Origin of the sequence: Chryseobacterium phocaeense, assembly GCF_900169075.1 — a bacterium.
GTDB lineage: Bacteria > Bacteroidota > Bacteroidia > Flavobacteriales > Weeksellaceae > Chryseobacterium > Chryseobacterium phocaeense.
Genome location: NZ_LT827015.1, coordinates 2,810,591 through 2,834,208, shown reverse-complemented (window position 1 = coordinate 2,834,208; position 23,618 = coordinate 2,810,591). Strand labels below are relative to the sequence as shown.

Here is a 23,618-nt window from a genome sequence, read left to right as displayed (position 1 = left end):
AGCCTAAAAAAGGCACAATCAAAATTCAAGAAAATTTGACATACTAATAAAACTTATAAAAAATTACAAAACATAGTGTTTGTAAAGTGATTCCTCTGTGATTGCGTGTTTACAGCTATCACGGAGGAATCACTTTTTTTCTTTGCACCATAACAATTAAAAACAATTAGTTATGGATAGTAACGAAATTTCATTTGAAAACCTGCCACGAGCAGTCGCACATTTAGTTAGCGAAATCGCAGAGATTAAGTTTCTTGTAGAAAGAAAAGAAGTTCCTGTGATTTCTCAAAAGAGAGTTCCGATTGACATTGAAGCAGCTTGTCAATTAATTGGCAAAGCAAAACCGACTGTTTACACATTGGTCAGAACCCGAAAAATTCCCTGTTATAAAAATGGGAAGAAACTCTACTTTTTTGAAGATGAACTTTTAGACTGGATTTCGAAAGGTAAAAAGAAAACTCTACAGGAAATTCAATCAGAAGCGGAAGCCAACTTTAGGAAAAATTCACGACAGTCAAATATAGGTTCTAATCAAAATTTGTCAAGATGAGCAAGAAATCCCCTTATTTGAGAGTTGGAACCACTTACTATAAAAACATAGAAAAGCCCTTAATCTCTGGTGATACAACTTCGGTTTTAGTTCGTTGGAATCGGGAAACAATTATCAATGACCACGGAAAAAGTTTTGTTGGTGATATTCCGAAATATGATGGGTTTTGCTGTATTCCTGAACATTTAGATTATCAACAAATCGTTAAAGGTTTTTATAATATTTATAATGAAATTCCTTTTGCTCCTTCTTGTGAAAAGGAAAATTTAAAAAACTCAATTCCTTTTTCGTTAAAATTTGTCGAACATATTTTCGGCGAGCAGCTGGAAATGGGTTTGGATTACTTGAAAATTCTTTTACAATTTCCAACGCAAATTCTACCAATTTTATGTTTGGTTTCTAAAGAAAGATCAACCGGAAAATCTACATTCATCAAATGGTTGAAAGAGATTTTCGGGTTGAACATGACCTACATTAAAGGTGATTCTTTTGGAAGTCAATTCAATTCCGATTGGGCAGCAATGTTAGTAGTGGCGATAGATGAAGTTTTCTTTGATAAAAAAGAAATTACCGAACGATTAAAGTATTTGTCGACAACCAATAAAGATAAATTAGAGGCAAAAGGAAAAGATAGAGAAGAAATCGATTTTTTCGCCAAGTTTATTTTGTGTTCTAATAATGAGGAAAATTTCATTCAAATTGATGAAAATGAAATCCGATTCTGGATACTGAAAATCAATCCCATTAAAACTGAAAATACCGAGTTTCTAAGCAAACTCATTTCGGAGATTCCTTATTTTCTTAGGTTTTTAATTGATCGACCATTTTCAACTGAGAAGAAAACCAGAATGTGGTTTTCTGCCGATGAAATAAGAACTAAAGCACTTCAAAAATTAGTTTTCAAGAATAATAATAAACTGGAATCTAGGATTATTGAGTTGCTATTTGAGTTTTTTGAAAGCAATAATGATGAACAGATCAATGTTGTTCCACAAGATTTGCTGAATATGATGAATCGAATGTTCAGACCAACGTATTGGACAAGAAATGATATTCGAAATCTACTCAAAGAAACTTGGAAATTAGTTCCACAAACTAATGGTTTGACTTATATCAGATACGATATTGATTTTGCTGGAATCTTTTACCAGAATAATTCAGTTGGACGGTTTTTCACAATAAAAAAGGATTTTATCCTTAGTAAATATGTTGAACTGTTGAATTAACTGATAATGAAAATAAAATCAAATACTTAACAGTCAACAAAATCCTCAACAAACTTTAAAATCCAACTTTTTGTTGAATGTCTGTTGAGTGCTGAAACTCTAGTTTGTTGAATCGTTGAGACTTTGTTGAATATCCAAATTGTATTTAATCAATAGGTTACAATGTTTACTCAACAATTCAACAAAAAATATCTCATTCACAATACGAAAATTTAATTCTATGAACTGCAAACAATTTAACAGCATATCGTTGGAAGAAGTCCTCCTTTCTCTCGGACACCTTCCCACGAAACAAAATGAAAAAGAAGCTTGGTATCTCAACCCCTTTGCCAGCGAATCCCAAGCCTCATTTAAATTAAATAAAAGACTTAATGCTTGGTATCTTCATTCAGAAGGAATAGGAGGTAATAACACCGATTTTATGAAGAAATATTTAAAGACCTCGGTAAATGAAGTTTTGGACTGGGCGAAAAAACAAAATTTTTCTTCTTTTCATCAGCAAGCACAGGTGAAAAAGTCAGAACCAAATTACAGAATTGATGAAATACTGGGTCTCCAAAATCCAAACCTAAAACAATATTTGCAGGGACGTGGATTAAGTCCTAAAATCTATGATTATATAAAAGAAGTACGATTTACAATCGGAGAAAAGAAACTCTACGCAATTGGCTTCGAGAATTTATCCGGAGGCTTTGAGCTTCGCAATTCTTTTTATAAAGGTTCATTGTTGAAAAAGGATATTTCAATATTTAATCTCAATAGTAATGTACAGAATATATTAAATTTTCAAGATAAAAATGTAAAAGGTGTAGCAGTTTTTGAAGGCTTTATGGATGCCTTATCTTTTATAGAAATGCAGAAATCTTTCTCAGGAGAAATTCTCGTAATGAATTCCATTGCTCTTTTAAACAAATCCATAGAACATTTGAAAAATTATTCTGATATCAATCTTTTTTTAGATAATGATAATGCAGGGATGAAATGTAAGTCTTTAATCATAAAATCTTTTCCAGAAGCAAAAGATCATTCGAGTGCCTATTCAAACCATAAAGATCTGAACGAATTTTTGATGCATCGGATAAACAATGATGTCTCGATTAACTTAGGTAAGAATTCTATAAAATTTCCTGAAGCTGATAAAACAGAAGAGAGAAAGCCGGAACCAGAAATTAGAAACTCAAATGGTTTTAAAATGAAACGTTGATAAATCGTGCTGTATGTTTTCACCAACTACCCGCAGAAGTTAGGAGCGCATTCGCAACTTTGAAGGTCGTTCCTCCCAACAAAGTTTCAAATACGCTCTGCGAGGCTTCTAACCTGAGTAAAATAGACTAAGATTGACTGGTAAAAACCTGTGTTAAAAGCACACAGGTCTTTATCAAAGGTGCGCAAAATATGCACAGGTAAATTGGAATTCTGCATAATATTTTACAGCAATTTTAATCAAAGAAATCTTTGATAAACTTTTAAAGATGAAAAATAATGAAGACTTCAATTAATTTTAAAGCTGTCAAATCGGATTCTGAAACTCATAATTTCAGAAAGAAGACTTTTGACTATATACGTAAAGATCTGACATCAAAGAATGAATATTGGATGGAGCAGAAAATAGCAAACCGAATCCAACAAATCGAGGCATACTGTAAAGAAAAGTCCGGAAGGAAATTGCAGAAGAATGCAATGCCAGTTCGGGAAGCTGTAGTTGTTATCAAAGAAAATACAACCATGCTGGAACTTCAAAACTTGGCGAAGAGACTAGAAGAAGAATTGAATATTCGTGTTTTTCAAATTGCTATTCATAAAGATGAAGGTCATACAGATAAAGACACGAAAGATTGGAAACCCAATTACCACGCTCATTTGGTGGCTGACTGGCAAGATTTGGAAACTGGTAAAACACTTAAACATCAATCTTACCACTATTCAAAAATGCAGGATCTGACCGCTGAATGCCTGAATATGGAAAGAGGAATTTCTGGATCGAAAGGAAGATTAGAGGCTATTCAATTTAAAATTCAGCAAAAAGAAGAAGATCTTAAAGTTTTGGAAGAAAGATTCAATACGATGAAATCTGAGATGAGTTCCAAAAAATCGGAAGAGCTGATAGTAAAGGAAAATGATTTTTTAGGTTTTAAAAAAATTAAGACTGACAAAACAATTGCGAATTATCAAAAAGCACTTCGAACTTATAAAAGCACAATTCTTAAAAATAAAACTGAGTTAGAGTCTAAGTCAAAACAAATTACTGAGCTCAATACAAGGGTTGATGATTTAAAAAAACAAGTATATCTATTCAAAAACACAAACGCCGTTCTATTGTCCAACCCGACCGTTTTTGCTTCTGAAAAGAAAAAATTTTTAGATTCTATTACTAATATTCTTGAAAGAGAAATCAAATTTTCAAGATATAGAAGTCCAAACTTAGATAGAACAAATAATCAAAATTTGATATCGGAAATGGAAAAAATAGCACAGAAAATTTCGCAAGAAAATACGGTTCCATTTGCTGCCTTCAATGAGATTTTTAAAGATACTGAGATTACAAATCAGCTTTTCTCTTTGTTGCAATTCGGTAATAATAGTACAAATTATGAGATCGAGGATATTCCAATTCAAAATAAAAGAAAGATAAAAAGACTCTGATAACCGCAACTTATTGCAGAGTAATTTCTTTTGATTGATAGCAATCAAGGAAGCAAGAAGCCAGGAAAGCAAGAATGCAGGGAAGCAACCAATCAAGTAAACAATCTCGCTGGATTGATTGATGACACCTCTTGTGTTGTAGGATTCTCCTATTGCAATACTTTGCTTTTTGATAATGCTTTCTTCATTTTGAAAAAAAAGAAACCCACGCCGTTGTATACACCAGAAAAAGTATTTAGTTTCCAGTATTTAGTGAGTGTTCAAAACCTCCCTATGGGTTTACAAGCACCCTCATTTTTTTAGCTATCCGATGATCAATTCGATACCGGCTTTTTCTGCTTTGTATTTTATTTTGGTCTGCAATTCATAATAGCTCCAGTTGCGAAGCACAAACTCCTGTTCTTTTGCAATCCCTATTTTGTCTTCCTGATCTTTAAGAATCAAGGTGCCTGCCTGTTGCCGGATGCAGAAATCAATCAGCATCCTGCTGTAAAGATGAAGTCGATGACTGACAAAACGGTTTTCCAGATTCTCTGTTTTGTGCAGTGCCTTCTGTTTCCGTTTGGTTCCATGTCCTGAATGGGAGTAAGCGACTCCGGCTCGAATCCTTTTATTACTGGCTTGGATCGCCAGCCTGCGGTAGAGGAATTCTTCTTTCGAGCCTATATTCATTCGTACATTATTGGCTTTTACCACGAGTGGATGTTCTAATGATAGAGTCGCTTCTGCAATGATTTCGGGTTTTAATCCGTGATTTTCCTTTTCAAATTCAAAGACCGCAAGCCAAAAGATCTTACCGTCTTTCAGCTGAACTTGTGAGTTGCACAGCTTGATTTCTTCTCTTAAAAGCCGTTCTAGGACTAAATGTTTATCCGAGAAATCTCTCCCTAAGTAAGTTTTGACAGGAATCGCAAACAAATTAAAGCTAAACGCTTTCTTTTGAGTATCGTACTTTAGTTTACTGATGCATTTAACAGGAAGTGGAATGGGAATATCCTTTTTAAAGTTCCTCAGCGATTTTGATCCCTGCCAATAGTCGGCTTTGTTTTTAGAAAAGGTGGATTGGATCGTATTGTTCAGGCATCCCAGAATGTCTGTGGGAATTTCTCCTTTAAAACGATCAAAGACCATTCTTGCAGTAGTTCCTGTCTTTGAGCGGTTAAAGATGCCCATCTCATCCTTCTTTTCATCAGCTAACTTATATTGGATTTCTTCGGTGAGGTAAAAAAAATCCTTGATCATTTCCTGCACATAAAGATGGGAAACAATCAGATTAGCTGCACGGAAGCAGCGGTTCTGATAACGGTAAAGCTTTTCCCACATCTCGCTTTTATTATCAGATGGAACATCAATGACCAGCTGAATTTTTCGGGTCAGGGTTATAGTAGACTTTTCCATATTAAAGCGGTATTTTAGAACGGTTTTGATTTTGCAGGTGCTGATAGGCGTTCAGAAATTCCCGTTGGACTTCTTTTTCCGGCAGTTTGAGTTCTTTTGCAATCACTGCAAAAGAGGATTTCTGTTCAAACCGTTTTTTGATAATCTCGAGTTGCTGACTGCTGAGTTTTTCTGACTGCTCTTCTTCATTGAAAGTTTTTTCTTGTGGTGGCTCAAATGAAGCAACTTTAAGAATTTTACGAAGATCATTTATGGCTCTGCTCACCTCCGTGCTTATGCTTGTCACACTGCTTCCCATAGCTTCTGCGATAGGTTTGAACTGAAAACCATATTCTAGACAAAGTTCTATCAGGTGTTTTCTTTTAGGATTCAAAACGGGTAAGACCTTTATGATTTCATCGAATTTTTTTTGGTCGGATTCCTGGCTATATAAATATTCTTTATTCTTCAGAGGATCATAACCTGCAAGATAATCCTGATAATTCTCAAAACTGTCAAGAGAAGCCATTAAGCGCGTGAATTTATTTCTGGGAGCACTGAGATACGCTATACAATCCCTTTTCATCACAAAGCGTAAAAAGCCTGTAATATGATCAGGTGTTTCAATGCTGTCGCGGTGTAGCCACAATTTAAGGAACGTATCTTGAACAATAGTGTCCACTACAAAATCATCCTTAAGCACCTGAAATCCAACCCAGAAAAGAAGTCTCTTGTGGCGCAGATGGATGTGTTCGAGAGCGGTGGGATTGCCTTTTTTCAGCAGTTCATATAACTGATGATCAGTCAACATTCGGGGCAGAAAGTGTTTTTTCTTCATAAGCGGTATATTTTCAGCTTAATTATTGCTAAAAGGAACTGCTTAGATTTCAGGACGAATTATCTGTACCATTTATACACTATCTCACTGCATCATGTCCGCAAATAAATGGCGTGAAACTCAACATATCCGAACTGGGGCACTGGTATACCTTATATGCAGATAAGTGAGCTCACGCCTAGGTCGTGAGCTACCTTACTTATCCTCTCGCATATTAAAAAGTACCAGTTTTCAGTTCGAGATTCTAAGCAATAGCTTCTATATTTCTTTGAAGTATCGCAAAGTTACATTTCAATAACTTATTTTACAAATATAAAGACATTTTCTAAAATATGTACTATAGTACATAATATTTTTTGATGTTTTTTATTCACTTTGATTTATGAATGAATCATTAGACGAAATAGAAAGATATGTTATAAAACGTGTTAAAGAAATACGAGAATCAAAGAGCATTACCCAAGAGGAACTCTCTCTTTCTATTGGGAAGAATATTGGATTTATTTCACAGATAGAAGCTCCTTCTAAAAAAGCTAAGTATAATCTAATACATTTAAATTTAATTGCAATAGCTTTAGGATGCTCCATTAAGGATTTTCTTCCTGATGAACCGATCCGAGATAATAAATACGATATTAAAGCAATTAAAAGTAAAAAATCCTGACGATAGTTAGGATTTTCTTTTTTTAAAGATAAATCTTTGAAAATTCAGTGAAAATACTGAATTCTCATTTTGAAGTTATTTTTAAATTTGTGCATTTACGGATTTCATGCCAAGGCCGCCAAATCTTATCGTGTTAATTTATTTTTTGAATGAGATCAGATATTTCAAAGAATGAATTTTGGAGATAAAATGCCTGATAGTGTGAAAGAAGAAATTTTTAAAGCACTAGCTAACGATGAAAAGGTTTCTTTTGGTGATAAATTCTCTACCAAACATAGGGCAGAGAATATTTTTAAAGTACTACAGCAATTTCTTAAAAAGTAGTGACTGAAAGATAGTAATTAATGATTTAATTTAAATCAGAAAAAAACAAAATAAAGTGATATAGATTTTAAGAAGAATAAATTCATAAAAAATATAATTTACCTTATTACGTCTTTCTTTAATGGGAAGCAGTGAAAAAGAAGAAATAACAAAATATCTATTGGATGTTCTTACTCGAATTAGATTCTTTTTCAGAATGTAAAATATTATATAACAACTTTAAATAAAAAAACTATTCTATGAAAACTAACGAAAAAATTGATCTCGCCGGAAATCTCTTAAATTTTATTAGTGATAATAATACATACTCTGATTTAGAAGATGTAAGGAGTATAACAATTGATAGTATTGCTCAATCAGTACAAAGTTTTCTTATTTCTATAATCTTATCGAAAGAACTTGAAAACATAGATTATGTCCAAGCTAAGATATATGATAAATATACAAGTGCCGATCTTGAAACCTTAGGTCATAATTTCGATGGTTTTATAAAAGATGCCGTATTTACAAAGCTCTTTATTTCTACAGAAATTAATTTCAGAACAATTGCCCGGCATCTGGAGGCTAATCCTGACAGTATCAACAAGACTTCAATAAAAGCGACTTTTGAGAAATTACTTGATACAAACGTTACAAATTTGTTTTCTACCATTGATGCTTACGAGAAAGATATCATTATTTATTTTTTCTACTTAAGAAATACTATACATAATGTAGGCATACATACAAACCCAAATCATTCAATTGAAATAGAGGATAAGACGTCAGTTATTAATACTGCTAAAGTGAAATTGGAACTTATAGAAAACCAAACTAATAACATTAATTATAAAGATTCCTTATTGCTATTTGAACAAGTAATCAAAGTTTTAATAAAATTTAATTCTTTACTTCCTGTAGGACAACAGATAAAACATCCATTGGCGGACTTCGGATATAATTAATTTAATAAAATTAACGTTTATTAACATTTGTCATTCTTTTCGAATACACCTTTTGGTCAAAACGAGCCGAACAACGACATTAAAAGTAGTAAGCATTATTTAACAAATTAAGCATTATGAGTAACGCAAACAAAGACAGGCCAAGTAAAACTGGGAATCCCTCTGGAGCAAGCATAGGAAATAATCCTCCAAGAACTTCCAGTAGCGGGATTGATAAAGAAGATTTAGAAACAACAACGTAATTTATTTCATTACGGTCGAATCCTCTTCAAATAAATAATTTTGAGACAGTTAATTTCATGGTTTATGAAAAAGCATTGGAGTTTAAAACTTGGTTGCTTCAAACGATTAAAGACTTAAATGAAAGAGATACAATTGAAATATCTGGTTATAATATTTCCTTTAAAAATATCTCCACAAGAGAAATTAAATTGCGCTCTAGTGATATTAAAATTGATATTTTTAAGTATTAGACGCTTAATTTTAAGCAAATAAAGTATAGAAAATATTTAGCAAAAATAGGATGAATGCTATCATTAAGAGAAAATAAAATAGCTGAAAGAGAGAGGTAATGAAGTAATTATTGATCTTTATAAACATAACGATGAAAATTCTTTATAGTATATTTAAGTTTGAAATATTACTTTATAATTATGGAAAGATATATCCAGATGGATTTTGGTTATGCTTATAATTTAGCAGGTCACCTAAAGAAAAAAATATTGGAAAATAATCAAGATGATTATATTCTTGATTTTATTGATTTAGACTTGGAAAAAGCAGTTAAGCCAAATACAAATACAATACTACATACATATATAAAAAACGAGTTGTTTTTTGAAATTGAATATATTGGACAAAAGGGTGATCCTGATACCTTAGCTCCTGAGTGGGAAAGTCTGCTTAAAGCTTATAAATGTAAAATTAAAAAGAAGAAAAAGAAAAGTTCTGAATATATACACTATTTGGAGCATGAAATAAAAAAATATTTAATTCCCAAAATAGCTAATGAAACATTTCAATTATTATTTGGCGATAGAATGTTTTGTCTTTCATTTAATAAGTTAATTGCAGATTATATTAAAGATCTTAAAACAGAAGATTTTCCAGCTTATTTAAAAAGTGATGGAAAAGTAAAACGTTGCAGTTATTTCCCAACTTGGGTGCAAAAAGCAGTTTTTTTAAGAGATCGAGGATGTTGTGCTATTTGTTTGAATGATTTGAGCGGACTCCTAAAAACTGATTTTAATAAAGAATTAGATCATATTGTTCCTTTAAATTTAGGTGGAGTTAATGATATATCTAATCTGCAATTGCTTTGTAAAAAATGCAATAATAAAAAGTTAGGTAATAAGATTATTACTTCAAAATTTTATCCGGTATATTTTCCTGTTGAGATTTAGAGTTACTAATGTTTGGATTATAAATGATTCTATTAAAGATTCTCACCTATTAACTAACCTACCGTCAATTGCTGACTTTGGAATATTATAATATATCAGACTATAAATTCAAAGGAGAAATCGTGGCAGATCCTGATTTCTTTAATTGGAATACTTGGAAAAATTCTTTTATTTAATTTGTAAGCAATTTTCAATACTTGTTTTTTTTAACATCTATACATTTTGAAAATGGAAGTCAATTGCGTGTTTTATACGGAGATAATTTTACTTCAAAATTTATAATTTAGTCTAGTAAATAATTAAAGTTAAATCTAAATATTATGAACTTAAATCAAACTATACAATGTTCTGTATGTATTGGACCTATAACTTTAATGTCCAGGAACTAATTGCTGGTGTTAGTTTCGAATGTCGAGACTGTAAAGCAGTAATTAAAATTTCCCCATCAAGTATGAACCAAGTAAAACAATTCTATGAAAATTTTATCAATCTGAAAGATAAAAAGGCGAAAAAAGTTGATACATTCTCAAGCAGTGAATTTCTTGAAGTTGTTGATAAAATATAGTATCCGCAGTAAGCTCTGATGGATTCTTTATATTTATGAACGTTATATTTTAGCTCATCTTTTTTCTCGGTGATCCAATTTCATATCCTGTGGGTATTGTTACCTAAACAATAATAGATAAATTAGTAAATTAACGGTTCACCTTTTAACTATTTTATTAAATGAGAATGTCAAAAAGAAATAAACATAATATTCGTAAAACGGCTTCATCAAAGCAAACTAGTGGAGGAGGATTTGTTTTTGAAGATAAGGCTTCTGCTTGGTTTATATCACATTTTTTATCAAATAGGCCTATTTTTGATAGCGAGATCGGATATATTAATAAGATCAGTTATCAAGTGCGATCTGATGGATGGTTATTGGACGATTTCTTAATTAGTACTAATTATAAAGGTATTGGAAGAAAAATTGCAGTTTCGTGTAAAAGTAATGCTCAAATAAGTGGGGCAGGTCCAAACAAAGAGTTATTAGCTGATCTCTGGAATCAATATCTGAATATTGAAGAGAGAGTTTTTTGTGCTGATACCGACTACTTATGCATTATCAATGCGCGGCTATCTATAGAAAATTCATCCAATCTAAATAATTTATTGAGACTTGTAAAAGAATGTGATCCTCATGATTTACATGAAAGAATTAATTCTGATGACAGGTCGATTTCACAGAGTGTCAAAAGAATTTATCACGGATTTCATTGTCCTTTGGTAATTGGAACTAAACAAAATATTACTACAATTGATACGATAATGCTACTTAGCCGAATTTTGTTTATTGAATTTGACTTTGAAAATGATCATTCTAAAGACGAAAGTAATATTGTTGAAATCTGTAAGGGTTGTCTGGTTAGCTCTTCTCAAATTGAAGCAGAGAGTCTATTTAAAGCCCTATGTGCTTTAAGAAGCGAGCAGGGGCCATTATCAGGCTTTCTTGATTATGATAAAGTAATATTAAAACTAAAAGACTATTTTAACCTCAAAGGCTTTCCTGATCATTACGATGATTGGGGGAAAATTATCAGGCAAAGTAAATCCAAAATGGATTTAATTCCAGATAAAATTGGAAATAAAATTTCTTTTGCTACTGAAAAAGAGATTCAAGAAATAGACGAATTGTTTGCAGATATAAATAATATTTTCATTTTAGGAAAATCCGGCTATGGGAAATCAGTTTTAGCAAAAAAATATATTCTTGAAAAGTTAAAAGAAAATGACAAACTCATTTGGATTGATTCTGAAGTTGTCCAAAACAAAAGTATAGAAGACTTTTTTGGACTAAAGCATAATATTGTTGATATTGTAAATAATATACAATCGAAAGGATATCTGATTATTGATGGTGTAGACAGGTTTTTTAAAGATACAGAATTTGATTTAATAGTCCCTATTTTATCGTCAATTAAAACGTCAGGTAAATGGAAAATATTTTTTACTTGCCAAATGGAGGACTATGAGAGTGTACTGGATAAAATTCGAAGAAAAAATCTTGTCATAACCGGAGCAGATTTAAAATTAAATATTGACGTACAAAAATATATTCCAAAGCTTATTAAATCTTTTCCGGAAATATCAGATTTATTTAGACATCAGCATCTAATACCTATTTTAAGCAACTTAAAATATTTGGATTTACTAGCCCATAATGTTTCGGGAAATTCAAACCTTACCGGATTAGAATTTATTGGAGAGTCAACAATAATCGATTGGATATGGAAGTATGAAATAGAGCCTAACGGGACGAAAGGTTCTAGGTTTATTCAGGATTTCTCTGAAAAGCAGGCGCAAAGACTAACCTCGGGTGTTCCTATTTCAGATTTCGGAGTTGCCGAAGTAGAACCTGTAGATGACTTCAAAAAATCGAAAATTCTATATGAATCTCAAGATAGATTATATCTTATCCATGACTTGTTCGGAGATTGGGCAAGGTATAAACTAATCAGAGCCAATAAAGATCAGATAAAACCTTTTCTTCTATCGAAAGATATTATCTCACCGTTATGGTGTAAAGCTATACGTCTATATGGAATCTTTTTACTTGAAGGCAATAATAATTCTTCTAAATGGGTCAATCTTTTTACTTTAATGGATTCTGCTGAACCTAAAGAAAAGATAATTCAGGATCTTCTTTTAGAATCTGTTATTTTTTCTGCAAACCCATACAAATATTTAGATTCCCTCTGGGATTTCTTTAGTGAGAACGATGGTGCTCTGCTTCATAGGTTTCTGGATCGATTTCTTCTTAAAGCTACTGTTCCTAATAAGACTATTATGAATTATGTACAAGAAAATGGTAAATTTAGCATTGCAGAAGCATCTTCTTACTACAGAACGCCGAACCATCAGTACTGGTTTGATGTTCTTGAATTTATAATTTCTAAAAAAAATGATTTTATTACTCTCGCTAAAGAGAAAACTATAAAAATTGTAAAACTTTGGCTTGAGTACACTGCAAATAAAGTTCAATACAGAAAAGAGTGCTCTGAAATAGCTTTGGAAGTTGCCAATTGGATGTTTGAGTTTAAGCATAATGGAGGTTATGTTGGAAGACATGTAGATCAGGAAATTTACAAAGCATTTCTACTAGCCGTTGACGATTATCCTGATGAAGTAATAGAACTGGCGTTAAAACTTTGTAAGAGAATAAGGGTTGAGAGAGAAATAAAAAGTAAATCATCTTTGCAAGAGGAAAAAAATACTCGAAAATCCTTTTTCGAGTATGAAATTGTAAGGGATAAGCAGCACTGGCCTGACGGACCGTATGAAAGTGTTGATGATGCTTTTGAAAAAGTTTGCAAGTATGACTCTGCTTTTTTTCCGATGATAGTCAAGTATCCCCACGTAGCTTCCGAAATTTTGCTAGCTCTTTTTATTGACGAACCTAAAAACTTGCGTTTTGGATACGAATCGAATTATAATCTCGATATTAATACTTCCGGACGGTGGTTTCCTCCTTTTTACGACCGCGGTCCTTTTTTAGAATTTTTAAAATACAGGCCTGAGGCAGGTCTTTCGTTTATTATTAAGCTTATTAATTTTGCTACAGTTCAATGGTCTAATAAGTTTAATAAAGAGGAGGTAGAAATACCGAAGATCAAATTAGATATCGAAGGTGAGATTAAGGAATTTATTGGAGATCATAACGTATATTATTGGTTTCGAAATAACACAAGCGCTCCCGATACTATTGTCAGTGCTCTAATGGCTTTAGAGAAATTTTTGTATGACAGTAGTGACAATGATACTAATGTTGAAAAATATGCCGAATTAATTTTAAAAGAAGGCAACTCTATAGCCTTACTGAGTATTTTGATAACGACTGGAAAATATAATCCACCACTATTTTCAACAGTATTACAACCATTACTTGAAGTATATGATTTTTACCGTTGGGAAAATAGTTACGGTGGTGCCTTGAATTCATCAGGTATGCAAATGATGGGATCTTTTGATCACGATACATTTGAAAAAGCAAAAGAATGGAATAATATGGTTCATAGAAAATATTCTCTTCTAGATGTCTCAGTATTTTTATTTTTAAATAACCATATTGTTAGGAAAGAGTTTGAGAATATAAAATTACAGTGGAAAGCGTTATTACAAGAGTTCTATTCGAAGGGGTATTGGGAAGTTTTTCTTGAAAGGCTCATTTCTTTTTTTAATATAGATAACTATATTTTAGTTGAGAGTCCTCAAGGTGACTACTACAACTATATTGAACCTGAAGAGGAAGTTCAAAGATATAAAGAGATTAGAGAAGAGTCGGATAATTCAAATGCTGATCGTGTATTTCCTTTTGTATGCTTTCAGGAGCTGGAAAAATCTGATGAATACTCCACTGAAGAATGTATGGAGCTATGGCATAAAGTCCAACAGTATGCATTGATAGATGATGAAACTCCTTACAGCTTTTCATCCGGAAAACATCAGATGGTTTTAGGTGGATGTGCATTGCTTTTGAGGCATAAAAAAGTTTGGGAGGAGAATTATCCTCAAGTCATGCAGTGGATTATCGATTATACTCAAGAAACAATTAATAATTATAAATTTGACTATAATCACATTAGTCATAATTATGGTGGGTATTCCTGGTCAGATTTTGCTGCAATCATTATATCAATGCTGTGGTTGTCTGAAACTTCAGAGGCAAAAATTCGCCTTATGACCGCAACTTTACTTTTGAATAGTCCTTATGAGGCTATTTCAGCATTTATTAAGGAGTTTGAAAAGAATTTTAAATGGTCTGATCCGAAGTTCGTACAAGTACAAAATCTCTTAATATCTTGGAGCGCTGTTCTATACAAAGATGCAAAAATATCAAAGCAAAATTTTTTATCGCAGACAAAGTCAAAAAGCAACTTAAAAGCCGAAAAAAATAATTTGATAAATGATTTTAAAAATAATAAAATGAACACTACTTTAATTGAGTGGTCAAATTTAAGAATAATTGAACTAAAGTCTAAAAATCGCTATTGGGATAATGATTATGATGTTTCAAACGGACATAATCCTGGAATCGATACTCAAATGTTATGGCATATTTTTCTAAAATTGCCTGACATTAATGAATGTAAGGGGAGAGAAAGAGATCACTTGTTAAAGATTTGGAAACAGCTGTTTGATCAAGTTATTTATGAATTGGGAGAAGTGCCCGAAGATCTAAAACAATTTGACAATTATCCTTCTCAATTTCATCTGTGGGTTATTGAGAGTATTGCAATCATAATTTTGAAAACCAATGAAAAGGACGAGGTGCAAGCAGAATATTTTTCCGATGGCATCATGCAGTACGGTTTTCTTGCAGCAGATCTGGTAGAACACTTTTGCAGCTCTTTCTTTGTCCATCACTTGGCACATAGCGATTTGCATAGTAGCTTTTTAAAGCAATGGGAAGTAATGCTTGATTTTGCTACTAAGTCTCCCGCTTGGAAACTCAAACGTCATTATCGAAAAGATAATTTATGGGAAACTTTAATGGGAGTTTCTGCTCTGGTTTTGTCATATTGGAATGATGATAAATATTTCAGTTTCTTTAAAAAAATTGCGGCTCGGGATATAAAGATTATGCAAAAGAAAGCATTGAATCCTCATATTATTTTCAGATTAACTCAAATTTTAAAAACTAAGCCCGGATTAACTGTTTTAAATGAAGGTCTTGAGATTATTAATAAATATATAAATTTTTGCAATGAGGAAGAAAAGACAGAACTACCGGAAGGTTTGATTAGAGTTCCTTTTGAATATAAAAACGAACTTGCACAAATGGCGAGTCACTTATGGGAAAAGAATAAGCCCACGATTATTAATAACCCTGAAGCTCTTAACAATTTTAAAAAAATAGTTTTGTATTTAGTTGCTAAGCAAAATCCGATAGGATTAGAATTACAAAACAGAATTATTGAGTAAGATTTACTTTTTCATAAATTAGCTAAAACTAGTAGCTTTAAATATTATGAACATTAGTGTTAAGGCATATCCTGCAAAAGATGGAGATTGTCTGTTAGTATGCTTTGGTATCGATGATACGAACCAAACTTATCTCCTGATCGACAGTGGATATAATGATACTGTTACAAATCATCTAATTAAAGACTTGGAAAGAATTAATAGAGAAGGTCACGTATTAGAAAAGTTTATTATTACACATATCGACAAAGATCATATACAGGGAGCAGTTGAATTTCTCAAGTGTAATAATTCTTCTAAAATCATTGATATTAAACAAATTTGGCATAATACCTATCGACATCTCTTCAATGGGGAACCTGATCCTTCAGAGAAAAGTAATGATAAGATTCTTCAGCAAATTATCAGACGAGGATATCCAAAAGACAAGGTCAACAAAGAATCTAAAGTTATCAGTGCATCGCAAGGTACAACGGTTGGTGCTTTAATTTTAAAAGGAGGATATCATTGGAATACGGACTTTAATCAGCTTGCAGTATCTGTAAACAATGGAAAACGAATTAAAGTCAATGATGATGCATCAATCTATCTTCTATCACCGGATAATGATAAGTTGGACAAACTCAAAAAATTGTGGGCTGGCGAATTGAAAAAATTTGGTGTCAATTATATACAAGGAGGTTCATCATTTTATGATGATGCATTCGAGATGCTTTTATCTTGGGAAAAAGAACAGCCAAAGTTATTTCCGAAGCAGATTTCAAGAAAAAAACAGACAATTGAAGAACTGCTTGAGAAAAATTATCATGATGATAACACGGCTACCAATGGCAGTTCTATTGCCTTCGTACTCCAAATTAGAGAAAGAAAATTGTTGTTTTTAGCCGATGCTCATCCTGATATAGTTGTCAGGTCTTTGGAAGAGTTTCAGAGCGAAGGTATCATCATATTCGATTTAATTAAAGTTTCACATCATGGTAGTTTTAGAAATATTAGCAGTGAGTTGCTAAATAAAATAGACTCAGAATCATATTTAATATCTACGAACGGAGGACGACATAATCATCCTGATAAAGAAACACTTGCCCATATCGTTACACGAAAAACAAAATTTAAAAGACAATTATTTTTCAATTATAAAACTGAGAATTCGATTTTTTTCGAAAATGAAGATTGGATGCTTAAATATAATTATTCAATCCATTACCTTGAAAACACATTTTATACAATTACTTTATGATAGAAAGAATTTTACATCCTCAAGAAATAGAAGCAGCAACGGTTCAAATCAATTCTGAAAGTAGTTCAAGCTCTGCATTTTTTGTAAGAACAACTGGTGCAGAAAAAGTATTAATCACCTGTAATCACTCTCTCCCGGAAAACGAAAATATTAATGTTACAATTAATGAATCAGAAATTTCTGCGAGCATAATTGAAAGAATTCCGGAATGTGATGTCGCTTTAATAAAGCTTAATTCAGAAGTAACAAATATTAGTTTTATTCCAATAAAGAGTATTGATATACCTTATAATCAAAGCTGGCAGTCTTATGGGTTTCCAAAAATAAGAGTTAACACTGGAGGAAGTTATAACGGAATTGTTTCCAGAATTGATAATTCCAAACAAAATGCGTGGGATATTGATCTTCAATGTGACCAGTATAAAGATTTAGAAGATTTTGAAGGTCTATCAGGTTCTCCTCTGGTTATGGATGGCTACGTTACAGGAGTTATAGGTTACGACAATGTAGGAACGTTAGGTGCTACCAGTATTAAAAGAATTACCGAATGTTTAGAGAGAAATAATGTTTTATTTATTACTGTCAACGAAATATCAATACCTCAATCGTTAGAAAGTGATATTGCTAAAAGTAAACCTAACGTTAATGTAATTGATAGTATTAATGAAGTTATTCAAAATGGGCCAAAACAAAATTTTTATTTATTAACCGGAAGTCCTGGATCTGGAAAAACGACGATTGCAGCCCAATTGAATTTACAAGATGATAATTACATTATACTTGATCGATATTTTGTAAAGGTTCCTGAAAATGAAGAGTATCCTACACAGATAAGAGCAACGCCTGATTTTTTTATGAGATGGATTGAGGAAGTTTGCTATCGTTCCCTATATAATACTATTCCTCCAAAACCCTCAAACGATGATTCGCCAAGTAACAGAATATTTAATATTCATCAAGCTATAAAAAAACTATCTGATAATTTTCAGCAACAAGGAAAGACTGCATTCTTAATTATAGATGGCTTAGATGATGTAGGCTCAGATAAAATGGAAGAATATCTGTCTGTATTGCCTCAGCCGCTTCCTCTAAATTTTAAGATTATATTTTCTTGCGTATCAAGTAAGACTCTTCCAAATTCTTACCAAGCACTAATAAATACAAATAATGAAATAAAGATTACTCCACTGCCAATTGATGATACAGAAAAGTTCTTGTCGGAAGAATTAAAAGGCAAAAATTTATCAACAACTCAGATAAATGAACTTGCGGAAAAGTCAGAAGGTCATCCACTATACCTCAGATATTTGATTAATTATATTTTGCAGACAGATGACCTTACTGAGATTGATGATTGGATTAATAAAATTCCGGTAATTAGTGGTGAGATTGAAAATTACTACAGCAGGGTATGGCAGGATATCGATGACCAAACAGACGAAGTGTGGCTTGCAGCAACTTTGGCGAGGCTGAGGGTTTCTGTTGACAGACAATTGCTAAAGGAAATTGTACCTGATGCGACTAGACATCATTTTTTGAAGAGTTTCCAAAAAATTCAACATTTACTGCGGAATGAAGAGTCAATAAGTATTTACCATACTTCTTTTTCAGATTACGTCAATGAAAGAACTAAAGATATTGAAGTAAAAATACATGAAAATATAGGAAATTTTATAATTAAAAATCCTCATACTCACTTTGGAATTTCTGAAAGAGTATATCACTTAGGCAATGCAGGCGATGACAGTAAAATAGATGCGATTGAACAATGTAGCCAAGATTGGATTGATGAATGTGCTGTAAACAGCATCAATCCGGATGTAGTGTTATCTGATGTTAAAAAAATCGTTGGAATTGCTGCCGATTTTGGGCTAACACATAAAGTTATTTCCTTATTGCTATTGTCACAGAGGTTAAACTTCAGATACAATACATTATTCCGTGAGAATGCTATATTTCTTGTAAACGCTTTATTGGCTCTCGGTAAACCGGAAGAAGCTATTCGCTATGTTGTCAGAAATAAAACCTTAACTGTATCAGATGGTGACGGTCTTTATTTACTGCAAAAATTTTTTGAATACGACGCATATGACGAAGGAGAAATTTTGCTGAATACAATCAAGCGGACTTGTGATAATATTATTGCAAAAGAATTTGATACTGAATCATTTAATCGCTACTTAAGATTGAGATTTCCTGCCACTACTTTATCTTCCAACTTAGATACGGAGGAGGCATTTCATGAATTTGGACATATTCAGAAAGCTGCTATTAATTTAATCGAAGAATCAGGGAATTCAAAAGAATTGATCCACTCGTTTAAAGACGAAGTCGGCTCTTACAATACAGGATATTTTATTTGGAGATTTAATATGGAGCCTTATTCGAAAAAGTTGGAAGCGAACGGGTTTAATTTTAATGATAAAGTCAGTGGCTTTTTAGCACTTAGTATTTTTCATGCTTTGGAGTTTCAGGAAAAAAGCCCTGATAGAATAGAAATGGAGAATCTTCCACTATGGATAGAAGATTTGGAATATGTAACAGAAAAATATGGTTTTCACTCTGATTATCATTTTTATTTATTATATACTTTGGTAGGAAGATCTAATAAGTTAGAACTTATCGAAAGAATTCACACTGAATTATTTTCAAGTTCATATTTTTTAAATATAAGAGAAGAAAATGGAGTAGATCTAGCTCCTCGAAATATCCATCACTTTATGATTTACCAAGAAAGTCTTGGTTTTTTAGATAATGACAATAAATTTCCTAAGTTATCGGCGTATGGATTTTATCGTGACTGGGAAGAAAGCTTGAAATCAGTATTTGGATATTTATGCTTTCTATCAGGTAAAGTTAAACGCTCTTTGATAGAAAAGAAAAAAGATGAAATTAAATCACTGGAAGAAAAGCTGAATGAGCTAATATATAGCTTAATTCCGGACTTACGAAATAGAGTTTTTTGGCAGAGGAGCTACTCTTTGCCTGAAAAACTTTTTCCTACAATATTTAAAAAATTTACAAATCTATTAATCGACGCATTTCCTCATAAAATCGAAGAATTTGTTGAGAAAATATTGCAAAAAAAACATTATCAGTTAGGTTTATACACCGAAGGGTACATTGAAAGTTTATTTGTTATTTCTCGTGAGTTAGCAAGAGATGGGAATCATAATGTATCCTCATTTAAAGTAGCAAAAATACTTGAAAAACATATTTTAACGACGGTTGAAAATCGATGGGAACGAAATGAATATCTGTTAAGACTTATTGAATTATACGCTATTTTAGAAAATGAGGATAGGGCAAAATCTGTTTTTAAAGAAATGATAAATACATCAATGGGACCTACTTGGTATAAAGAAGATCAATTGGGCATCATTAATACTGCGGTATCCAATATTATTCCTCAGAATGGAGATCTGTCATATTTGAAAAATTTTGCCGCGCACCTTGATTATGCATCGGGGGAGATGACTTTTCAAAGATATATTAAGCAGCAACAGGAGCAATTTGTAGGTGATTTGACTAAAATTGGACTTTTAAAACAAGCTGTAGAATACCTTCAATATCTAATATTACCAGATTATGGTACTGTTATCAATAATGCCGAATCATTTAATGTAGATATGCCGGAAAAAGGGGAAGGTTATATATTGGGTGCAAACGCAATCGAGGAACAGAGTGCGGTATTAGCATTAATAAAAAATTCAAATCCTGAAAATTCCTTAGTTGTTTGGGCACTTAGTGAGTTATGTATTTTAGGAGCAGACTATCATTTGACGGATTATGCAAAAGAGCATGCGAAGATTATAAACAATTTTGAGAACTCTGACCCTTCCAAATTGGAAACTATTTTTAGAAGATGGTCTAAATTCATTGTGTCTGAGTTTAATGATGAATATCGTAGAGAATATCTATTAGAATTTTTTGACAATATAAATTCATCGAACCATGTGCTCGCTGAAAAATATTTGGAGGAAGTAGGGATGACGAACCTAGAGTTAAATGTAGGAGGTCTTGATCCAGATGTACACCGAAAGGAAAAAACTGACGATCCTCTGAACGCTTTAGTTGTTGCTAAAAAAAATGCACAACAAAAACTTGATACAGAAAATAAAAGTGAGGCTAGAAAATTAATCACTAATGCATTAGAGGAAATTCAAAACAAAAAATATGGTGTTTGGGCATATAATTATTCTCATAAAATAACCGATCTAAGAAATCTTTACACACAGAGTTATAACAGTTCTTCTGAACTGATTAAAAGTTTGAAAAACCTTATTCTTAACGAACCTTACTATGACGAATGGATTATTGTTGACCATATAATAAAATTTCTTCAAAACAGTAATGATGAAAATGAGAAAACCTTAGTACTTCAGGCAGTTGATGAACACCTTAGTTTGATGATAAAAACTCCGCAACAGTACTATGATAAATATAATTGGATAACTAAATTATCTCAAGACGACTCCGATCTACGGGAGGGAAAAATATTATTAGGCTTATTAATTTGGTTTTTAAATCATCCATCATTAACTGTGAAAAATCGAGTGATTGAGATTTTAACTTGGCTGGGAACTGTTATTCCTAAAAATGTGGTTGAAGGGTTGATTGAAGAAATACTATCTAACGGGTATAAAGTTTCGAGAGAACTTTCAGCTTCTATAATTCATCAACTGTCAAATTTAAATCCAATCGGATTTTCTCAAGAATTTAAATTATTGATAGAGAGTAACTTAAATAAACTCTTGCAACAGGAGCATTTTATGATAAAAAATTCACTGTTGGATGCTATGATTGAACAACAAAATTTGGGCATTTCGGACTTTGATAATATGATTAAGTTGTTTGAGGACTCTTTTGTCAAGGGTCCTGCCAACAGTGGAGAAATATTTTTTGATGAAACTTATTTGCACCCTATAGATGAATTTTTATACGCTCTTAATGATTTAGGAATATTGAATAAAGAGTTTGCTAAGAAACTTATTTCAAATATTGAAAATCTTTTACCTTTATCTATAGAAGATTGCCAAAAAGCCAGTGAATATATTGATAGAAGCTTTAATGACCATAATAATATTCCATTAGTATCTGACCTTGAAACTTTATTAAAGTATGCCCTGAATACCGCGTTAGGCTCTTGTACAAGTTTGGAATCAAGAAAAGAGGTTGCAAATATCTTAAGATTCTATCAACCTACATTTCCAGAGAATCGATTAAGTGCAGATTTCAGAAATTATAATGAGTCTTTTGAAAATGAGATAAAGCATTTATTTGAAACAGGTAAACTTAATTTTGGAAAATTAAAAATCAATGGGGAAATCCCTTTAAGTTACTTTAGTGTAATCAACGATGAAATAAAAAGAAATAAGCAAGAAATAATTGATATCGTAGGGTATCTGGTGCCTTTGTCAGATACTAATAGAAGAAGCTCATCATATCCTTGGCCCTCTTTTTTTGAGAACGAATATCCGATAGATATGCCGGAAAGTGAAAATGGACAAATAGTCCCATTGTTCATTAAATGCGATAATGTAGTCGATGTTACGGGAAGTGACTTAGTTCCGGCAGTTTTAAATAAAAAGGTGATGGATATCTTACCAGACCTGCAGAATGATATAAATTCGAAATTTTGGAGAGTTGGAAGAAATTGGGGAAATAATAACAGAGGAACTTCTTCTAATATCGGGTATTTCTCAACTATACCACTCAATAAAATTGATAGTATAAAATCAGAATATAAACTTGTACTGAGAATATTTTATGGATATAATTCCTATATCGTCGATATATTCGATCAAAAAATATCAAATTTATGATTACACCAGATAATAGAAAACAATTTGAGAGACATATTCACATTTTAGCTGAATCCATTGAAAAGGGAACATTTAAATCAATTCCAGATCATAGAATAATAATGAGTTTGCTGAAGACTAAAAAACTTCCTAATAAGAGAGTAAATTTTATAACTGTAGATGAGCGGTCAAGATTATTGGCAAACTCCTTAGCTAATTTTGACAGACCTGAATTTAAAAATAATAAAGATGCCGGATAATAGAAGAGAATTGGAAAGAAACTTAAGCTTGCTTTTAGAAAAGAACATGAATGTAACTAATTTTAAGATGTTAAATGCAGCTGAAAAAGCAAGGTATTCTCCTAACGGAAGAATGAACCTTCGAACAATTACACAAACTATAGCATTGACAGCAAACACAGCAGCAAAAATATTAGAAGATAAGAAGCATAGTAGAGAAGAGTTATAATGTAATGTCAATTATGATCTTCCATCACTATTAATTATCCACTTTGACGGTTAATTTCTTGCATTTTCCTTTACAGGTTTAAATTGGGTTTTACAATTTTTTTAAAACTGCAGGCAACTGTAAATAAGAGATTTAAGTTTTTGTTATATTTGTTAGAACAGTAATATTTTAAT

15 protein-coding genes are annotated in these 23,618 nt (G+C 32.0%); 13 read left to right on the top strand and 2 right to left on the bottom strand.

Annotation, left to right across the window (positions count from 1 at the left end):
* Nucleotides 1-172 precede the first annotated feature (172 nt).
* The 4 genes from B7E04_RS19585 to B7E04_RS19570 all read left to right on the top strand — a co-directional run bounded on the left by B7E04_RS19585 (nucleotide 173) and on the right by B7E04_RS19570 (nucleotide 4,419).
* A complete protein-coding gene (locus B7E04_RS19585; protein ID WP_080780224.1) occupies nucleotides 173-550 on the top strand; it encodes a helix-turn-helix domain-containing protein in 378 nt (125 codons plus the stop codon).
* Nucleotides 547-1,776 (top strand): primase-helicase family protein, encoded by a 1,230-nt coding sequence (locus tag B7E04_RS19580; protein ID WP_080780223.1) that lies wholly within the window; start codon nucleotides 547-549, stop codon nucleotides 1,774-1,776. Before B7E04_RS19585 ends, B7E04_RS19580 begins: the two co-directional genes overlap by 4 nt.
* 220 nt (nucleotides 1,777-1,996) lie before the next feature.
* Nucleotides 1,997-2,980, top strand: a complete 984-nt coding sequence (locus B7E04_RS19575; protein WP_080780222.1) for a toprim domain-containing protein — start codon at nucleotides 1,997-1,999, stop codon at nucleotides 2,978-2,980.
* 278 nt (nucleotides 2,981-3,258) lie between these two features.
* Nucleotides 3,259-4,419: a plasmid recombination protein gene (locus B7E04_RS19570; protein ID WP_080780221.1), complete on the top strand. Its 1,161-nt coding sequence runs from the start codon at nucleotides 3,259-3,261 to the stop codon at nucleotides 4,417-4,419.
* A gap of 303 nt (nucleotides 4,420-4,722) precedes the next feature.
* On the opposite strand, the gene B7E04_RS19560 is transcribed toward B7E04_RS19570, so the two are convergent.
* Both B7E04_RS19560 and B7E04_RS19555 read right to left on the bottom strand, forming a co-directional pair.
* On the bottom strand, nucleotides 4,723-5,817 hold the full coding sequence (locus tag B7E04_RS19560; protein ID WP_080780219.1) for a hypothetical protein: 1,095 nt from the start codon (nucleotides 5,815-5,817) through the stop codon (nucleotides 4,723-4,725).
* A 1-nt stretch (nucleotide 5,818) separates the two neighbouring features.
* The gene (locus tag B7E04_RS19555) at nucleotides 5,819-6,634 is read right to left on the bottom strand and encodes an RNA polymerase sigma factor (RefSeq protein ID WP_080780218.1); all 816 of its coding nucleotides are present in this window, start codon (nucleotides 6,632-6,634) and stop codon (nucleotides 5,819-5,821) included.
* A 382-nt stretch (nucleotides 6,635-7,016) separates the two neighbouring features.
* Between B7E04_RS19555 and B7E04_RS19550 the strand changes: the two genes are divergently transcribed.
* The 9 genes from B7E04_RS19550 (at nucleotide 7,017) to B7E04_RS19510 (ending at nucleotide 23,445) form a co-directional block, all read left to right on the top strand.
* Nucleotides 7,017-7,298: a helix-turn-helix domain-containing protein gene (locus B7E04_RS19550; protein ID WP_080780217.1), complete on the top strand. Its 282-nt coding sequence runs from the start codon at nucleotides 7,017-7,019 to the stop codon at nucleotides 7,296-7,298.
* 171 nt (nucleotides 7,299-7,469) lie between these two features.
* A complete protein-coding gene (locus tag B7E04_RS22270; RefSeq protein ID WP_165439477.1) occupies nucleotides 7,470-7,622 on the top strand; it encodes a hypothetical protein in 153 nt (50 codons plus the stop codon).
* Nucleotides 7,623-7,861: 239 nt separating this feature from the next.
* Nucleotides 7,862-8,566: a hypothetical protein gene (locus B7E04_RS19545; RefSeq protein WP_080780216.1), complete on the top strand. Its 705-nt coding sequence runs from the start codon at nucleotides 7,862-7,864 to the stop codon at nucleotides 8,564-8,566.
* Between the two features lie 653 nt (nucleotides 8,567-9,219).
* Nucleotides 9,220-9,969, top strand: coding sequence for an HNH endonuclease (locus B7E04_RS19540; protein WP_080780215.1), 750 nt, complete (start codon nucleotides 9,220-9,222; stop codon nucleotides 9,967-9,969).
* 732 nt (nucleotides 9,970-10,701) lie between these two features.
* A complete protein-coding gene (locus B7E04_RS19530) occupies nucleotides 10,702-15,933 on the top strand; it encodes a hypothetical protein (RefSeq protein WP_139785455.1) in 5,232 nt (1,743 codons plus the stop codon).
* A gap of 46 nt (nucleotides 15,934-15,979) precedes the next feature.
* Entirely contained in the window at nucleotides 15,980-17,173 is a 1,194-nt protein-coding gene (gene avs1a / locus B7E04_RS19525; protein ID WP_080780212.1) for an AVAST type 1 anti-phage system MBL fold metallo-hydrolase Avs1a, read from the top strand.
* Nucleotides 17,170-22,998: a serine protease gene (locus B7E04_RS19520; protein ID WP_080780211.1), complete on the top strand. Its 5,829-nt coding sequence runs from the start codon at nucleotides 17,170-17,172 to the stop codon at nucleotides 22,996-22,998. The genes avs1a and B7E04_RS19520 overlap by 4 nt, the downstream gene beginning before the upstream one ends.
* Nucleotides 22,995-23,237 (top strand): AVAST type 1 anti-phage system protein Avs1c, encoded by a 243-nt coding sequence (avs1c, locus tag B7E04_RS19515; RefSeq protein WP_080780210.1) that lies wholly within the window; start codon nucleotides 22,995-22,997, stop codon nucleotides 23,235-23,237. Before B7E04_RS19520 ends, avs1c begins: the two co-directional genes overlap by 4 nt.
* Nucleotides 23,227-23,445: a hypothetical protein gene (locus B7E04_RS19510; protein ID WP_080780209.1), complete on the top strand. Its 219-nt coding sequence runs from the start codon at nucleotides 23,227-23,229 to the stop codon at nucleotides 23,443-23,445. The genes avs1c and B7E04_RS19510 overlap by 11 nt, the downstream gene beginning before the upstream one ends.
* The last annotated feature ends 173 nt before the right edge of the window (nucleotides 23,446-23,618 follow it).

Bases quoted from the DNA above. Each gene is read 5' to 3' on its own strand.
- B7E04_RS19585 (WP_080780224.1), top strand. From the start codon at position 173: ATGGATAGTAACGAAATTTCATTTGAAAACCTGCCACGAGCAGTCGCA.
- B7E04_RS19580 (WP_080780223.1), top strand. From the start codon at position 547: ATGAGCAAGAAATCCCCTTATTTGAGAGTTGGAACCACTTACTATAAA.
- B7E04_RS19575 (WP_080780222.1), top strand. From the start codon at position 1,997: ATGAACTGCAAACAATTTAACAGCATATCGTTGGAAGAAGTCCTCCTT.
- B7E04_RS19570 (WP_080780221.1), top strand. From the start codon at position 3,259: ATGAAGACTTCAATTAATTTTAAAGCTGTCAAATCGGATTCTGAAACT.
- B7E04_RS19560 (WP_080780219.1), bottom strand. From the start codon at position 5,817: ATGGAAAAGTCTACTATAACCCTGACCCGAAAAATTCAGCTGGTCATT.
- B7E04_RS19555 (WP_080780218.1), bottom strand. From the start codon at position 6,634: ATGAAGAAAAAACACTTTCTGCCCCGAATGTTGACTGATCATCAGTTA.
- B7E04_RS19550 (WP_080780217.1), top strand. From the start codon at position 7,017: ATGAATGAATCATTAGACGAAATAGAAAGATATGTTATAAAACGTGTT.
- B7E04_RS22270 (WP_165439477.1), top strand. From the start codon at position 7,470: ATGAATTTTGGAGATAAAATGCCTGATAGTGTGAAAGAAGAAATTTTT.
- B7E04_RS19545 (WP_080780216.1), top strand. From the start codon at position 7,862: ATGAAAACTAACGAAAAAATTGATCTCGCCGGAAATCTCTTAAATTTT.
- B7E04_RS19540 (WP_080780215.1), top strand. From the start codon at position 9,220: ATGGAAAGATATATCCAGATGGATTTTGGTTATGCTTATAATTTAGCA.
- B7E04_RS19530 (WP_139785455.1), top strand. From the start codon at position 10,702: ATGTCAAAAAGAAATAAACATAATATTCGTAAAACGGCTTCATCAAAG.
- avs1a (WP_080780212.1), top strand. From the start codon at position 15,980: ATGAACATTAGTGTTAAGGCATATCCTGCAAAAGATGGAGATTGTCTG.
- B7E04_RS19520 (WP_080780211.1), top strand. From the start codon at position 17,170: ATGATAGAAAGAATTTTACATCCTCAAGAAATAGAAGCAGCAACGGTT.
- avs1c (WP_080780210.1), top strand. From the start codon at position 22,995: ATGATTACACCAGATAATAGAAAACAATTTGAGAGACATATTCACATT.
- B7E04_RS19510 (WP_080780209.1), top strand. From the start codon at position 23,227: ATGCCGGATAATAGAAGAGAATTGGAAAGAAACTTAAGCTTGCTTTTA.